Annotated in this window: 13 protein-coding genes; 7 read left to right on the top strand and 6 right to left on the bottom strand. The window is 56.8% G+C overall.

Annotated elements, in window-relative coordinates; translation table 11 throughout:
- Positions 1-92 precede the first annotated feature (92 nt).
- Together HMPREF2625_RS00080 and HMPREF2625_RS00075 are read left to right on the top strand one after the other, a co-directional pair.
- Positions 93-1,550 (top strand): Dyp-type peroxidase, encoded by a 1,458-nt coding sequence (locus tag HMPREF2625_RS00080; RefSeq protein ID WP_371440632.1) that lies wholly within the window; start codon positions 93-95, stop codon positions 1,548-1,550.
- A gap of 64 nt (positions 1,551-1,614) precedes the next feature.
- The gene (locus HMPREF2625_RS00075; protein WP_070520237.1) at positions 1,615-3,783 is read left to right on the top strand and encodes a bifunctional copper resistance protein CopD/cytochrome c oxidase assembly protein; all 2,169 of its coding nucleotides are present in this window, start codon (positions 1,615-1,617) and stop codon (positions 3,781-3,783) included.
- A gap of 225 nt (positions 3,784-4,008) precedes the next feature.
- On the opposite strand, the gene HMPREF2625_RS00070 is transcribed toward HMPREF2625_RS00075, so the two are convergent.
- Positions 4,009-4,692 (bottom strand): TetR/AcrR family transcriptional regulator, encoded by a 684-nt coding sequence (locus HMPREF2625_RS00070; RefSeq protein WP_004005982.1) that lies wholly within the window; start codon positions 4,690-4,692, stop codon positions 4,009-4,011.
- A 412-nt stretch (positions 4,693-5,104) separates the two neighbouring features.
- Here HMPREF2625_RS00070 and HMPREF2625_RS00065 point away from each other — a divergent pair, with 412 nt between their 5' ends.
- Together HMPREF2625_RS00065 and HMPREF2625_RS00060 are read left to right on the top strand one after the other, a co-directional pair.
- Positions 5,105-6,343, top strand: coding sequence for an alpha-hydroxy acid oxidase (locus tag HMPREF2625_RS00065; protein WP_070520236.1), 1,239 nt, complete (start codon positions 5,105-5,107; stop codon positions 6,341-6,343).
- Positions 6,344-6,636: 293 nt separating this feature from the next.
- Positions 6,637-8,640: an NHL domain-containing thioredoxin family protein gene (locus HMPREF2625_RS00060; RefSeq protein ID WP_070520232.1), complete on the top strand. Its 2,004-nt coding sequence runs from the start codon at positions 6,637-6,639 to the stop codon at positions 8,638-8,640.
- Positions 8,641-8,656: 16 nt separating this feature from the next.
- Here the strand turns inward: HMPREF2625_RS00060 and HMPREF2625_RS00055 are convergent, their stop codons facing one another.
- The gene (locus HMPREF2625_RS00055) at positions 8,657-9,637 is read right to left on the bottom strand and encodes a zinc ribbon domain-containing protein (RefSeq protein ID WP_070520293.1); all 981 of its coding nucleotides are present in this window, start codon (positions 9,635-9,637) and stop codon (positions 8,657-8,659) included.
- Positions 9,638-9,769: 132 nt separating this feature from the next.
- Between HMPREF2625_RS00055 and HMPREF2625_RS00050 the strand changes: the two genes are divergently transcribed.
- Positions 9,770-10,471, top strand: coding sequence for a hypothetical protein (locus tag HMPREF2625_RS00050; RefSeq protein ID WP_013398506.1), 702 nt, complete (start codon positions 9,770-9,772; stop codon positions 10,469-10,471).
- 125 nt (positions 10,472-10,596) lie between these two features.
- On the opposite strand, the gene HMPREF2625_RS00045 is transcribed toward HMPREF2625_RS00050, so the two are convergent.
- Entirely contained in the window at positions 10,597-11,247 is a 651-nt protein-coding gene (locus HMPREF2625_RS00045; protein ID WP_013398507.1) for a class I SAM-dependent methyltransferase, read from the bottom strand.
- 84 nt (positions 11,248-11,331) lie between these two features.
- The gene (locus tag HMPREF2625_RS00040) at positions 11,332-12,402 is read right to left on the bottom strand and encodes a TlpA family protein disulfide reductase (protein WP_070520227.1); all 1,071 of its coding nucleotides are present in this window, start codon (positions 12,400-12,402) and stop codon (positions 11,332-11,334) included.
- A 258-nt stretch (positions 12,403-12,660) separates the two neighbouring features.
- Here HMPREF2625_RS00040 and HMPREF2625_RS00035 point away from each other — a divergent pair, with 258 nt between their 5' ends.
- Positions 12,661-13,290: a DUF4097 family beta strand repeat-containing protein gene (locus tag HMPREF2625_RS00035; protein ID WP_004005989.1), complete on the top strand. Its 630-nt coding sequence runs from the start codon at positions 12,661-12,663 to the stop codon at positions 13,288-13,290.
- 109 nt (positions 13,291-13,399) lie between these two features.
- On the opposite strand, the gene HMPREF2625_RS00030 is transcribed toward HMPREF2625_RS00035, so the two are convergent.
- Positions 13,400-14,602, bottom strand: a complete 1,203-nt coding sequence (locus HMPREF2625_RS00030) for an MFS transporter (RefSeq protein ID WP_141745394.1) — start codon at positions 14,600-14,602, stop codon at positions 13,400-13,402.
- A gap of 174 nt (positions 14,603-14,776) precedes the next feature.
- Between HMPREF2625_RS00030 and HMPREF2625_RS00025 the strand changes: the two genes are divergently transcribed.
- On the top strand, positions 14,777-15,385 hold the full coding sequence (locus tag HMPREF2625_RS00025; RefSeq protein ID WP_013398510.1) for a TetR/AcrR family transcriptional regulator: 609 nt from the start codon (positions 14,777-14,779) through the stop codon (positions 15,383-15,385).
- Positions 15,386-15,513: 128 nt separating this feature from the next.
- On the opposite strand, the gene HMPREF2625_RS00020 is transcribed toward HMPREF2625_RS00025, so the two are convergent.
- Positions 15,514-15,879 (bottom strand): chemotaxis protein CheA (locus HMPREF2625_RS00020; RefSeq protein ID WP_070520222.1); only part of this gene is annotated, 366 nt, incomplete at its 5' end.

Genomic DNA, 15,879 nt, shown 5'->3' with positions numbered 1-15,879 from the left:
TGGGGGACTGGCACCGTGCATCCTGCCTCACTCAACTGAAGCGCCGATAGCGCGCATGAGAGATAGCCGCAGGCATAGAGGAATGAAAGATTATGACGGCGGAGAATGACAAGATGGGTACCCCGCAGCCTCCGCATGAGCCTTCTTCGACGGAGGCCAACGAGCCGCAGGAGGGTACCGCCGGGATGTCTGAAGGATTGGCAGTTGCGGACTCTTCACGGCATCAAGGCGCCCGGTCTGTGGAATCTCCCGGGGTGCGTCGCCGTACAGCGCTCGCCGGTGCTTTCCTGGGGGTGGGGACCGGTGTGGCCGTTGGGGCTGGCGCGCGCGGTCTGATAGCGCCGGGGCATGAAACGGGTGCGCACGAGACTGTACCAGCGCAGCAGGCGCTGACCACTCAAACCGTAAATTTTTACGGCGATAAGCAGTCCGGGATTATGACCCCGGCACAGGCTCATGCGCGTTTTATTGCTCTTGATCTGAACGATGGGCTGGATGCTTCCGGGGTGCAGCGTCTGTTGAGGATTTTGACCTCCGATGCGGCCGCCCTGACTATGGGGGTGACTCCGCTGACGGATCAGGAACCTGAGCTTGTGCAGGCTCCCGCACATTTGACTATCACGTTCGGGTTCGGCGAAAAGATCTTTGATATTGTGGCACCCGCCAAAAAACCGGCGTGGCTTAAACCTCTCCCAGCGTTCCCGAAGATCGACCAACTGCAGCAGAAGTGGAACGGTGGTGATCTGCTCCTGCAGATTTGTGGGGATAATCTGCTGACGGTCTCACATGCCCAGCGGATGCTCACCAAAGACACCCGCTCCTTCGGGCGTATCCGCTGGGTGCAAGAGGGGTTTCTGAGCGCCTTCGGTACCGGTCAGGGCACTCCGCGTAATCTTTTCGGACAGGTAGACGGCACCGTGAATCCGGTCGAAGACCCTCACGAGACACCTGGGCGCGGCGGCGGGTCGGCACACGAGATCGTGTGGGGTGAGGGGAGTGCTGAGCAGAACTTCCCGCAGGCCTGGGAACCGGGCGGTACCTCCGTGGTGATTAGGCGCATCCACATGAATCTGGATACTTGGGATGAGGTCGATACCCCCGCTCGTGAAGACGCTATCGGGCGTAAGCTCTCTAACGGCGCGCCCTTGACCGGCAATGATGAATTTGATGACCCCGACTTTGATAAGCTCGATAATCTGGGCTTTGAGGTCATCGCCCCGTATGCGCATATTCGCCGGGCGCACGGCACCGAGCTTGAGAAGAAGCCGTGGGAGCGCATCCTGCGGCGCGGCTATAACTATGACGAGCCGGTCTTTAACGCCTCCGGGTTCTCAGAGCACGGGCAGATCAGCGGCGGCATTTCGGATGCGGGGCTGATTTTCGTAGCCTACCAGGCAGATCCGGTGGCGCAGTTTGTGCCTATTCAGAAACGGCTTGAACAACTGGATATGCTTAACACATGGACGGTTCCGGTGGGATCAGCCGTGTTCGCAATTCCTGCCGGGGTACGTGAGGAAGGCGGGTATATCGGCGAAAGCCTTTTCACCTAGCCGCCCAAGATTTACGCGCATACCTAACACGCACCATCGCACACACCACAGATGAAAAAGAACTATGGCTACTACGTCTTCACAACCGCAGAAAACCGAGACTGACCCTCAGCGCGCCGCCGTGCGCCCCGGGCTGTCCGCGCCCTGGATTACCGCCTATGTTGGGGTCGGTCTGCTGACTCTGCTGGTCTCGTTAAGGCTAACCCTAGCGAACTCGGCGACCGAGCTTGCCGATGCTGGCGGTTTTGTACGCTGGGCGCTGCCTATCTCCGAGGTTATTCATAATTTCTCGATGGCGACGACCATGGGTGCGCTGATCTTCGCGATGGGCATTATTCCCCGCTATGCAGCCGATGCCGCTGGAACACACCGAGGCAAACGCACCACGAAAAACGCCGTCGAAAAAGAGTACAAGCCATTCGCCGATGTGCTGAACCTTGCCGCCGCCTCCGCCGTGCTGTGGACTCTTGCGGCGCTTGCCGTCTTGATTCTTTCCTATGCAGATATTTCGGGGCGACCCATTGGCTCTGGCACCGATTACGCTAGTGAGCTCATCAGTTATATCACCACCTTAGATGCGGGCAAAGAAAAAGGTATGACCGTCGTGGTCGCCGCCGTGGTCGCCACCGCCTGTTTCGGGGTACGCTCGCTTATGGGACTGTTTTTCATCTTCATGATCTCGCTCATCGGTATCGCGGATATGGCGCTTTCGGGGCATTCCTCGGGCGGGCAGGACCATATGGGTGCCGTCAACTCCCTGGGGTTGCACCTGCTGGGGGTGAGTATCTGGTGCGGTGGGCTGATCGCGCTAGCGTTTATCTCGCGCGATATTTCGGGTAAGGATGCGGGCACCGGCACCATTGTTGAGGCGCACCGCGGCGAACACACGGCGGTATCTCGTCGCGTGCCGATGGCCCAGGCGGTACTGCGCCGCTACTCGCTGCTTGCCCTCATTGGGTTTATTCTCGTGCTGCTCTCGGGTATTACGAACGCCGGGGTGCGCATGTCGTCGTGGCGGGATTTAGGCACCGACTACGGTAAGATTGTGCTGCTTAAACTGGGGTTAACGCTTCTGCTCGGGGTAATCGGGGCAGCGCATCGGCTTTATCTGATTCCCGCGCTCTCTGCTGGTAAGATGAATGGTACGCGTGCCCTGTGGAGCGCCATCTCTGCTGAGCTCGTGATCATGGGGGCAGCCTCCGGACTGGGGGCTTCGCTCTCACGTACACCGCCGCCGGTTCCGGAAACTCTCGCGCCGGATGCCACGCCGGTGCGCATTATCACCTGGTACGATATGCCGCCCGAACCGCATTTTCAGCGTTGGTTCACCGAGTGGCGTTGGGACTGGTTCTGGGTTGCTGTGCTGGGGTATCTGGCGATTGTATATCTGTGGGCGTTCGTGAAGGTACGTCGTGCGGGTGACTCTTGGCCCGTGATGCGCGCTGTCTCCTGGATTTTAGGGCTGCTCGTGCTGAACTATATCACCTCCGGTCCACCCGCTGTATATTCGCGTGTGCTGTTTTCGGTGCATATGTTTGAGCATATGGTGCTCACGATGGTTGTGCCGATTCTGCTCGTATTAGGCGCGCCCGTAACACTGCTACTTAAGGCGCTGGAACCCCGCCAAGACGGTACGCGAGGCCCTCGTGAGTGGATTGTGCGCATCGTGCATTCGGGGTGGTCGAAAGTTGTTACACACCCCATTTTTGCCGCCGTAAACTTTGCGGGATCGATTATTATCGTCTATTTCACGCCGCTTTTCGGGGTGATGCTGCGGTACCATATCGGGCACGAATTCATGATGATTCACTTTACGCTCACGGGCTATATCTTCATGCTGGTGCTTATCGGCATTGACCCGATTCCGCACCGCCCCGAGTACCCGATGCGTCTGATTATGCTGATTGCAACCCTGGGGTACCACGCCTTCGTCGGCATATCGATCATGAACTCCAAGGCACTCCTGGAAGCTTCTTGGTTCGGCAATTTGGGGCGCACTTGGGGTTTGTCGGCGCTGGACGACCAGAAGATGGGCGGCGCGCTCATGTGGGGTATCGGTGAAATTCCGACCATGATCGTGGCGATCGCGGTGGGTTTCCAATGGTCGATGGCAGACAAGAAACTTGCTGCACGCATTGACCGGCAGGCCGACCGTGATGGGGACGCTGAACTGAATGCCTACAACGAGATGTTTGAGCGCCTGCATGAAGAGGATGCGCGCCACGGCTCCTAAACGACTTTCATTCATTCGCTCTTCCAAGCCCCTCGCGAACGCGGTCAGGCTACCTTCGTAGTTAAGCTTTGCCACTGGTGACCGCGTGTGGTGTACCCGCAGCAAAGCCTTTGAACCCGGTCGTTGCTGAACATACCCGCGGCGTAAAAATAAAGGGCGTAGGGGATCCCCAGAGGGACACCCCTACGCCACATAAGACAGGGTATCGGCAGATGAAGCCGTTCGTTATGACTTGAGCGAGTATTCGATGCCGTCGAGCAGAATGGTCATTTTATGCCGCAGCCACTCTAAGGGATCCGAGGTCACCGAATCCCGCAGAATAGTCCGGATCTCTTGACGCTCGGCGGAAGCACCTGGGTCTTGGAAAGACTGCAGGTCGGTTGAGGTGCGCTGCATCTGGTGCTGAATTTCTTCACGTCCAGCGCCGGTTTCAGCAATAAACGCATCGCTGTGTTCAACGCTTCGTCTGCTGTCGATAACCATGTCCAGCAGCATATCGCAGGTGAGAACGGCCTTCTTTGCCGAAAAACCTTGTTTGATGAGAATCACACAAAGCTCTTCGAAAAAGTATGTAGCAATGGGGGGAACGATGCCGCGTGCCACTTCGGTTGCCGCGCCCGGGTATTTCTCAAGGCTGTGCCAGGTATTGAGGGCGTGTGCAGTCAGAACCTCACGCCAGGGACCTTCAAAGGAAGGAACCTCAATACCGGAATAGGCATATTCGAGCCCCATACGTACCAGTTCGTCGCGGTCCGGTGCGTAGCGATATAGGGTGGTTTCCCCTACCCCTAGACGGTCACGAACGGCGGCAAACGTGAGATTGGCAAAGCCTACGTCTAAAACGGTTTTGGCAATCTGCTCACGGGTTAGGCTTGGGGGACGTCCACGGCGGGCTTTGGGTTGGGTCATGGTTGGTTTCCTTGCACGGTGATTGCATATTCATATCTGATAATAGGTCTTTACGAGGCGGAATAAAAATAGCAGTTTGCCCCGGTATCTCAGGGTGAGACAAGAATGAAAATTCTTGTCACCTGATCAAAAAGTCACAGATGTACTACCCTCGCAGCGTCGCGAGAGCAAGGTTTGCGGGTCCTTCCCCCGAAAAACCGCCTCAAAAACGGTGTGTAGCACTCGGCGCTGGTTAATAAGTCAAGCCTTGCCTTATTTATTAGTATGGGTTAGCTTAAGATTACGGGCATTGTGTGGTCCGACCATAACTGTGAATGAACACACACCATACTTTTGCGTTATATCGCGGTATATGACGCTTTGAACCTCGTATAGCAATGAAGCGGCAACCCCGCAGAAAGAAGGCGCCCCCATGGTACAACGTCAGTTCCCCAAGCCCAGCGAACTCAAAGAATTTATGACGTTCAAGAAGCCCAGCCTGGACTTCGCCGGGAACCGCCTCGAAAAAGCCCTCACCATCTATGACCTGCGCAAGATCGCCAAACGCCGCACCCCAGCCGCCGCTTTTGACTATACCGATGGCGCTGCCGAAGGCGAGTTCTCTATGAACCGCGCACGCCAGGCCTTCGAGGATATCGAGTTTCACCCCGGCGTGCTCACTGATGTTTCGACCGTAGACACCACTACCGAGGTTCTAGGCGGTACCTCCGCCATGCCTTTCGGTATCGCTCCCACCGGCTTCACCCGCCTGATGCAGACCGAGGGTGAGATCGCTGGCGCCGGTGCAGCAGGTGCCGCGGGCATCCCCTTCACCCTGTCTACTCTAGGCACTACCAGCATTGAGGATGTGCGCGCTGCAGACCCCGATGGCCGCCTCTGGTTCCAGCTGTATGTCATGCGCGAGCGCGAAATCTCCTACGGACTGGTAGAGCGCGCCGCCAAGGCAGGATTCGATACGCTCTTCTTCACCGTAGATACACCCGTTGCTGGCGCTCGACTGCGCGATAAGCGCAACGGTTTCTCTATTCCTCCGCATCTGACGATGAAGACCCTGCTGAACGCGATTCCGCGCCCCTGGTGGTGGTTCGACTTCCTGACCACGCCCAAGCTGGAATTCGCCTCGCTCTCCTCGACCGGCGGCACCGTGGGCGAGCTTCTGGATAACGCGATGGACCCCTCCATCAACTATGAAGACCTGAAGATTATCCGTGAAATGTGGCCCGGCAAGATCGTGATTAAGGGCGTGCAGAACCTCGAAGATTCTAAGAAACTCGCCGATCTGGGTGTGGACGGCATTCTGCTCTCGAACCACGGCGGTCGTCAGCTGGACCGTGCGCCCGTACCCTTCCACCTGCTCCCGGAGGTTGTGCGCGAGGTCGGTAACGACGTTGAGGTGATGGTTGATACCGGCATTATGAACGGTGCCGATATTGTCGCCTCTATGGCGCTGGGTGCGAAGTTCACTCTGGTCGGTCGCGCCTACCTGTACGGGCTTATGGCCGGTGGCCGCCGCGGCGTGGACCGGACTATCGAGATCCTTTCCGACGAGGTGCGCCGCACCATGAAGCTGCTCCAGGTGCACAACATTGCCGAACTTGAGCCCAAGCACGTAACTCAGCTGCGCCGCCTGCAGCCGATCCCGAAGGCGTAAGCTCTAAACCTACATAACCTCCCTTTCGCTAGGGGATGATAAAAGGCTCTTGAGGTGAATACGGCGGAGTTTCTAAAACTTCGTTCACCTCAAGGGCTTTTTAGTATGCGCATGGGGTAAAACCTGGGGCGGTGTCTTCCTCTTCTATGACAAAATATGACGGCGTATTGCGGGGCGAGTTCATAAACTTTTGTCGCCCGGTGAACACGCCCGCACCGCTGGCATAATAGGGTGAAACGAGCGCACCCTGCTGCTAAGCGGGGTCTGGGCGCGAAACCATAGGGGAGAGAATCGTGAGCGAAACCAGCAACCAGTATTCCGGGCAAGATCATACCGGGCAGAAAACCGTGCGCGTGCGCGCCAGCGAACTAACCGGACGATCTTGGCTCAACACTGGCGAGAAGAACCTAGACCTGCAGGCTCTTCGCGGCAAAATCGTGATCCTCGACTTCTGGACCCTGTGCTGCATAAACTGCCTGCACGTGCTCGACGAGCTGCGCCCCCTCGAAGAAGAATTCTCGGATGTGCTCGTCACCGTGGGCGTGCACAGCCCCAAATTCGAGCATGAGGCAGACCCGGCAGCGCTCGCCGCAGCCGTAGACCGCTACGACATCAAACACCCCGTACTCGACGACCCCGAACTCACCACCTGGCAGGCCTACACCGCCCGCGCCTGGCCCACGCTCGTGGTCATCGACCCCGAAGGGTATATTGTGGCGCATCTATCCGGGGAGGGACACGTGCAGGGACTTACCTCACTCGTGCGTGAGCTCGTTGCCGAACACGAGGAAAAAGGTACCCTGCACCGAGGCAACGGCCCCTATGTACCCCGACCCAAAACCGAGGGAACATTCGCTTTCCCAGGGAAAGCTATCGAACTCCCCACAGAGTTCGGACCCAAAAACCTGTTCGGCACCGGCTCACGCACCTACCTGGTGTCCGACACCGCCAGGCACCGCATCCTGCAGGTTGCCGAAGACCTCAACACTGTGCTGGCAACCTACGGTGGGGGAGAGGACGGCGAAAAAGGCTACGCCGACGGAACCGGAACCACCGCACGCTTTAACGAACCGCAGGGGCTTGCCTTGGTACCCGCCGAACTCCGCGAAAAACTTGGGTACGATGTGCTGATTACCGACACCGTGAATCACCGACTGCGCTCGCTGAATCTGCGCACGGGCGAGGTTCGTACCCTTGCGGGCAACGGCGTGCAGCGCGTTATTGATGGAGACAACGCCGTCACGGGCAACGCAAACCATATCCCCGCGGATGCGCCCGCCACCGCTGTAGCCCTCTCATCCCCGTGGGATGCGGTCTACTCGCGTGAAGCCGGGCAGTTCGTGATCGCGATGGCTGGCACCCACCAGCTCTTCGGCTACGACCCCGTCTCTGAAATCGTCAGCATTTTTGCGGGCGCCGGGGTTGAAGGGCTGCAGGACGGTACCGCCGAGGATGCATGGTTTGCCCAACCCTCCGGCATTATCGAGGCGCGTGACGGCAACCTGTGGGTAGCCTGCTCGGAAACCAGCGGGCTGCGCCACGTAACCTTTACGCGGGATGAGCACGGGCACCAGAGTGTACAGGTGACCTCTGCTGTAGGGTTGGGTCTGTTCGATTTCGGGTTTGTGGACGGCGACTCGCAGACCTCTCGCATGCAGCATCCGCTGGGACTTGCGGAGCTTCCCGACGGCTCTATCGCGGTGGCAGACACCTATAACGGTGCGATTCGCCGCTGGGACCCCGCCGCGAAGGAACTGAGCACCTTGCAGCGCGGGCTCGCCGAACCCGCCGACCTCCTGGTGGAGCATAGTCCGGGTGAGGACCCCCGCCTGATAATTGTGGAAACCAATGCGCACCAGTTGGTGCGTGCCGCTATTCCTGCGCAGGCGCAGAAAGTGGACGAAGGGGCGATTACAACCGCCCGACCCGCTACGAAGCTTACCGGCGGAACCCTTGAATTTACCTCGCGGTTTACCGTGCCGACCGGGCAGAAACTCGATACCCGCTGGGGAGACCCGACCCAGCTGAAAATCTCATCCACCCCCGAAAATTTCCTGCTGGACGGTGCCGGTACCTCCCAGGGACTCAGTCGTACCCTCGTGCTCAACCCCGAGATTCAGGAGGCGGTGCTGCACATTACCGCCCGCGCCGCTGCCTGCGACGGTACCCCTGACGGCGATATTCCCGAGCACGCCGCATGCCACCTGTACCAGCAGGATTGGGGTATTCCGGTCATCGTCACCGGTGATGCCGCGGATGAGAGCGAACTTGTGCTGGATTTGCGAGGGATTAACTAAGCTAGGGTAAGGGCCCTCAGAAGCTCACATGCACCGCCGTGCCGTTGTTGACGTTCACTGTCGGTTTGATGGTGAACGGAACTTCCTTTTCAAAAGGCTGCCGCTCGCCCGTGTACAGGTCAAGCTGCGTGAAGGATACCTTGACCTTGCCCTGTGCCTGGTCAGCGCTCCACTCGCCGTTCGCGGTGACCGTCACGTGTGGATGCGGATACTCCGTGACCGACCAGGTCACCTCGCCATCCACACGCCCGGGGAAAGTGTACTCGAAGGGGCAGCCGCTCGGGTAGAGAGTCTTTTGCACGGTGCAGGAATTTACGTAATCCTCCACCTGATGCTGCACGGATTCCCGAGCCTGATCGCTCGCCTTCAAATCGAGCGTAACCTGCGAATTTGCGTCCGCTGAGAGTACCTTTTGCGAGTACGGCTGTGCGGTATACACCGTCGAATCATAAGAAATGGAATAGTTTCCGGGGTAGAGCACCGGGAACGTCGCCTCACCGTCATCAACCGCAACCTTGCGGGTGTTCACGGTCGCCGCCTGCACGCCCTTAATCGAAACCTTCAGCTCGGGCAGCTCGCCGGGTTCAATCTCCCACCGTGGGAAAAGACCCCAGTGATCGCCCACATGATGCAGTCTGAAATCGGTGTGTTCCTGGGCGCCGTCCAGGGTGTAGGAGGCTCGCACCGTCGCATGCTCGCCGTCACCGCTGCTTTCCACTACCTCATAGGTAATATTAGACAGCCCCGAAACCGACTTCTTCAGAACCTCGCCATCGAGAAGAGAACCGTCACCCTCAGGTACCCGCGCCCCCAAAATACCGAGCGCATGCGAACCATTACCGTCCTGCAGCGCTCTAAAATACTCCTGAACTTGACCCGTGGGGGTGTACACCAGCCGATTCAGAGCAAAGAGCGCGCCAAAAGCAAGGGTTACCGACACGAAAACGCCGATAACCCAGGTAGCTAGAACCCGTTCCACGGGAGAAAATTTGTGCATGATTACAGCGTACCGCACCGCGCGGGCGCACCTGACACCGGGCAGATTTATGTACCCGCACGAACCCTCAGGTTTGACACTGCGGGGCGAAAATCTTAGCGTCGGGCAGGTGCGACCGCTAAAGTGGTGTGTATGGCAGAACGCGCACACGAAATTCCCGCCAAATATGGCGATGTTCTAGAACTCTTTCACCCCCGCATGCGATCCTACGGCAGGCGCATCGAGGCGGCGCTCCCGGGAACCATCACCCTCGTCGCCGCGATCGCATTCTTAGCGTATAAACGCCCCGCCCTGCCGTACCTGGTGCTGGTGCTTATCATCTGTTTTTTCGCGGGTCTAAGCCTGTATTCGGTGCTTAAACCCACGATCGTGGCAATCACCAAAACCCATGTGCTTCGCGCCCGAATCTTTGGCTGGCATGCGGTAGAACGCAAAGACATGGACCACACGGTCTTCGTCGAAAAGCTCTACGGCAAGAAAGCACACGGCCAAGACCTCAGCAACGTTGTAGCCAAGCTCAAGTACCGCAGCTTCCCGAGCATGTGGGCGCTGGATAAGCAGGGAAAGTCTCTTCTTCGCCTCGACGGTCGCGTGTGGGATGCCAAGACTATGTCTACGGTGGCCTCGAAACTTTCCGACCAGACCACGGTCTATAAAAAAGCGAACGTTCTCGATATTGACCGGCTGCATCACGGTCTGATTACCTTCACCGAACTGCACCCCGGCTGGAAATCCGCCACTATGGCAATTCTCGCAGTACTTATCGTGGCTATATTGGGCGGCGCCGCAATCCTGCCCGAAGACATGGCACGTTCAATCCACCTGATCCCCTAGAAGGCTACGATTCCCGCGTTCTGCACGGGGCGGAAAGAGAAAAATGCGGTGGTGCGCATCCTGCACAAAACCAGGATGCGCACCACCGCTTTTATCAGCCATAAAGCGTGCCGCCTGAGCGCCACCTACCGCGAAAGAACCGCCACAATAAACTCGGACCCCTCGGCAAACGGACGCAAATCCCAGGAACTAAACGTCGAATCAACATTCAATCCGACCTCGCGCGCATCCTCAAGAAACTGAGCAAACGCATAGTCACGACCGGGACCGGAACCATACCCAATCACGGCACGCCCACCCGGAGCCAGCACCTTCCGGAAATTCTCCAACACCGGCTTACGGGTTGAACGCGCAAGAAAACCCATCACATTCCCGGCACACACGATCAGCTCAAAACCATCCTCCCCGGCATCGGACTCGAACCCGAGAGCCTGCGGCAAATCCACCAAATCAGCCGTAACCCAGGTGGCCTCCGGGCATACGCGGCGCGCCTCATCAATAAGCTCAGGGTCAATATCAACACCGGTCACCCGATGCCCCAGTGCATGCAGCTGCTTACCCACGCGGCCCGGGCCGGAACCAGCATCCAGAATCTTCGCCCCGCGCGAGGCCAAAGCATTCACCAGGCGAGACTCACCCGCCATATCCTTACCCTCAGCCTCCATAGCCTTAAAACGGTCGATATACCATTGCGAATGTGCCGGATCGTTCTCTTTCTTGATGAGCCAGAGCGACTTTTCGCGCTCGCCGGGGGCGTTAAAACTCAATGCTGACACCGTATTCTCCTCGGTGGTAGATGAATAGATAGCGTGTGTGCAAACGTAGGGGTATCGTACCGCATATGGGTAAGAACGCGCCTCCTAGGGCATCTGCCCGACGGTATTCTGCTCGCTGTGTTCATCCGAGCTTTCGGTGCCGGTGAATTCTTCAATCAGCTGGTCCATAACATCGGATACATCGGATGCGCCCCGCACCGGCCCGCCCGCCAACAGGCCGTCAGAACCCAGTACTACCGCCAGCGGGGTGCCGCGGCCGAAAGCGTGCATAGCCGCAAATTTTGGATCTATCAGTGGGGTAATGCTCTCGGGCACAGACGCCGTCTTTGCGTTGCTCACACTGCTGAAAACAGGATGCAGCTCAAGCTGCGGCAGTTTTTGCGCCCAGCCCGCCAGTTTGTCGAAGATCGACAGGCAAGCGCCGCATGTGGGGGAGACGAAGAACAGCACCCGCGCTTTGAGTTCGGCGAGTTCGCGAATCGAAAAATTCTTGCCGTCGAGCGTATTCAGGGTTGCGTACGGAATGGGCATGCGCACATATTCTTCGCCGTCGCCGCGATCCTCATAGACAGGAAGCAGAAGATGGTTATCATCGCTTTCGCCGAAATCTGGCTCAGCCAATGCCTCGCCGCGCTGTACCGCCCACATGGTGAGGGTAATCAAGGCGGCGCCGAGCACCCAGCCCCAATCGGCAGAGTTGAGGTTGTACAGCTCGTAGATAAGTGCTCGACCTGAGCCCAAAGACGCGGCAAAAACCGTAGCTGCGGCTACGGTCAACGCGATATTGCGGATGAGCGTATAGCGGCTCACGGGTGCGGCGGATTTTGAACCGAAACAATTGCACCCCGCGGTGCGGCCGGTGGCAAGTGCCCGCGCAATAACGATCAGATAGAACAGCATGAGAACCAGGGATATACCCGATACTGCGGTGAAGAGAATGCCCGGCGCTGCGAGCATCCCTAACGCTAGAAGCAGTTCGGCCCAGGGGAGTGTGCGCGCGGTGAGCTTCAGCGGAGCAATTTTTTCGAGCCCAAGGTTGAGAATACCCGTGACAGTGCTGGAAGGGTCCTTAGCCTTGGCGAACCCGCTCACCGCCAGAGTGACCGTGATCAGCGCTGTACAGAGAAGAAAAGATACATTCGGAAAAGCAGACATAATTCCTTGAAAGTTTGAGTGAGTTTGTGTCTATCACAAATTCTACGCTTGGTGAGAGTCTGCACGGCGGATGTGAGGCGCATCCGGCGGCATAAATTTTGGGAGGGAAGCACGTTCTATCGTGTTCGGAGTCGGAATAATACCGGGGTAGAATAGCTCATGAAGGTGTTAGGTGACTGGCAGAGTCAGTGCCGGATGCCCAGGCTGTGCGCCGGGTCGCGCCTTCGTCACCGTGATAAAAAATAGGGAGTTAAGTGTATGCCTATCGCGTTGCCTGAGCCCGTGTCTTTAGCTGTTGAAGCACTCGACCTTGAGGTCGCTATTACCGCAGCAGAAACCCAGGATGCGACTGCAGAGTTACCGCATGAAGAACTTTTTGACGTAAGCACCGAAGATGGTGTGATCCAGATTGTTCAGCGGGAACGCTACTGGAAATCCAAGTTTGCCAAGCGCACCTCGTTTTTATCCTTTGGGGGACCGAAGATCGTTATCAGCCTTCCACACGATTCTTTTCTTGACGTTCTGCGGGTTCAGACAAACTCAACATGCCGCCTAGAGGGAGTGCGCACCACGCACGCAGATTTGGCGGCGACCACGGGCACTATTCGCTGTTTGAACGCATCGTTTACACATGCGAAGGTGACCGCGAAATCTTCGTCCGTGAAGATGGTAGACAGTACGGTTGCTGAGGATGCGACTCTCACGGTCACGGGCGGCTCGGTGACGACGACCGGGACTTTCACCGAGATGCCGGGGTACCGTATCGAGGATGTTTCGGGCAAGGTGCAGATTTTGGATCAGCCGTGCGAACCGGGCGACTCACACAATGCGAAGGGGCAGCCCAGCGTGTTTATCAACTGCATCGGCGGGTCCGTAACGCTGGCGTAGGCGCTGTACGCTTCTTTGTCAAGGCCTCTTCCCGGTCGCATAAAAAGGCTCTTTATTCCACTAAAGAGCCTTTTTAGCATGCTGGGGGAGCCCATAAAGACACCGGTATTTACATGGCGGAGCGACGCATCTCATAGAGGTGGGTTATCCAGAGAAGACAAATCGCTGCACATGCCAAAAAGGCCCCAAGCAACGGTAGAATGCCGAGCCCGAATCCTAAGGAAAGCGCCACCGAACCGAGCCATGCCCCTGCCGCATTAGCCATTTGGAACCCGGCAATATTGACCGTTGTGGCAAGGTTTGGTGCGCTACTAGCCGCACCAATGAGTTTCGAGGCAAGGGGCGGAATAATGGAGAAACCTGCGGCTCCTACGACGAACATCCACGGCCCTGCGAACCAGGCATGATTGCCCATCAAGAATAAGGCAAGTAGCGCTAGGGCAAGAGAGCTGAGAGCGATATATAGTGTTGCGTTCATATTCCGGTCTGCACAATGCCCGCCGAGCATATTCCCCAGAATCGACCCCACACCAAAGACGAAGAGCAACACAGTAACGGCACCGGAATCAAAGCCGGAATACTGTTCTAGATACGGCGAAATATAGGTAAACAGGACGAAGAGACCGGCTTGACTGAGCATTGTGAGAGCTAATGCTTTTAGTACCTCGCCCCGACCGAAAACCTTCACTTCAGATGCGATACTGCTGCCTGGGCGTTCTGGTGCGCGACGAGTTGTGAGCACCAATGCAACGGTTACTAGCGCTTGGAAAATTGCAATAATAACGAACGAAGAACGCCAGCCGAAGTGGTTTCCCGCCAGGGTGCCCAACGGTACTCCAAGAACGGTTGCAAGATTGAGTCCGAGCGTAATCCTTGAGATCATGCGCCCTTGAAAATCGGGCTCGACCAGAGTGGTTGCGAGGATGAGGCATACGGCGAAAAAGGTTGCATGCGGCAGTGCGGTTAATATCCTGGCAACAACAAGGACAGGAAAAACCGGGGCTACGGCGGTGAGAATATTGCCCACAATAAAGAGGATCATAAGTCCGACGATGAGCGGGGTCCTGGCAACACGTGAGGTGATAACGGTCAGAAAAGGTCCGCCCACAACGACTGTCAGCGCATACACCGTGATAAGAAGCCCAGCGTTTGCTTCCGTAACCGCCATATCCCGGGAGATTCGCGGCAGTACACCCGCAACCAGGTACTCGATAGTTCCCACACCGAATACCCCGAGGAGCATCCACAACGTGGCAAGGCCAATGTTGATGGGTGCTTTTGTGGGTGTTGATGATTCAAGAGGTGAACTCATAGTTTTCCTGCTCGACATTGTGGTAGAACATGCATCGTGTACATATGTTGTGTTGTCGAGGTTACCTCATTCATGGAACGATCACAACAGGAATGACGGTGTAACGGTACGCCTAACGAGAATAAACTTGTATCGGTGCGCCTTTACAACACATGATGACGGGGGAGGTCTCTAATGGTTGGAGTACGTGGCCAAGGCAGGAAATTTGATACCCAAGATGCGTTGCGCCAAGCTATGAACGTTTTTTGGCGCAACGGTTATGAGGGCACATCTATTGCGGAACTTACCGCTGCTATGGGCATTACCTCGTCAAGCCTTTATGCAGCTTTCCAAGGCAAGAAGCACCTCTTTGACAAGGTGGTTGAATACTATCTGGCTCATCAGGGGCGTTTTGTGGGTATTGCTTTTGATGAAGAATCTAATACTCTTCCGTTGGTTCGACGACTATTGTTTGAGGCGGCTGAGGCGTATTCAGATCAGGGTGGGCCTGGAGGATGTCTGATCGTGAGTGCGGCAACCTGCGTGACAGACGCTAACCGGGACGTTGAGAAAAAGCTAGAGAGCCACCGCAGGGCAAATATTGAACGACTTGAAAACGTTATACATGTTGATATGCAACGGGGTGCTGTTTCGCCGGATGTTGATGCCACATCTTTAGCTGAGTTTGTGGGAACCGTCTTGCAGGGTATGGCATTGCGCGGTAAAGATGGAGCCTCGGCTCGTAGTCTGCGGGCAACCGCTGAGATGGCGTACTCCCAGGTTGAGAAAGTTGTTTTGCCATAGGTTTATGTATGCATAAAAGCCGGTGGGCGGGTATTACCCATCTTGGTATAAGTGGGTAATACCCGCCCACCAGGCGCACTATAACCTCTCTGAGAGGGACGTCTCAGAAAGTGTTAATCAGTCGGAGGTTAACCGACGTACTGGTTGATTTCGTTCTGGAGGGCCATGATGGTCTGGGAGGGACCGTCGAGACGATCATCTGGGGAGATTCCATAGTGCTGTTGAAGAGTTCGAATAGTCTTACCATTCATCGTTGAAGTGGCTCCAGAGCCACGACGGAGCTTTAACCAGGTTTGCATTGCCAAAATAGTGGGTGACCCATGGTAATCTTCTACCCATTCCCATCCGCCCACAATTCCTGGACAACGAGCAGCTTCACGAGCGGGTTGTGAACTAATCACTCCATCAACGACAAGACCAGCACCCCTGACAGCATTCATGAACCGCTGTAGCCCTGCGCTGGTTTCTTCGCCCCACCAGCCGTCGGCGGAGAT

Source organism: Rothia sp. HMSC064D08 (genome assembly GCF_001809525.1).
Classification (GTDB): domain Bacteria; phylum Actinomycetota; class Actinomycetes; order Actinomycetales; family Micrococcaceae; genus Rothia; species Rothia dentocariosa.
This window is presented reverse-complemented; position numbering and strand designations above follow the sequence as displayed.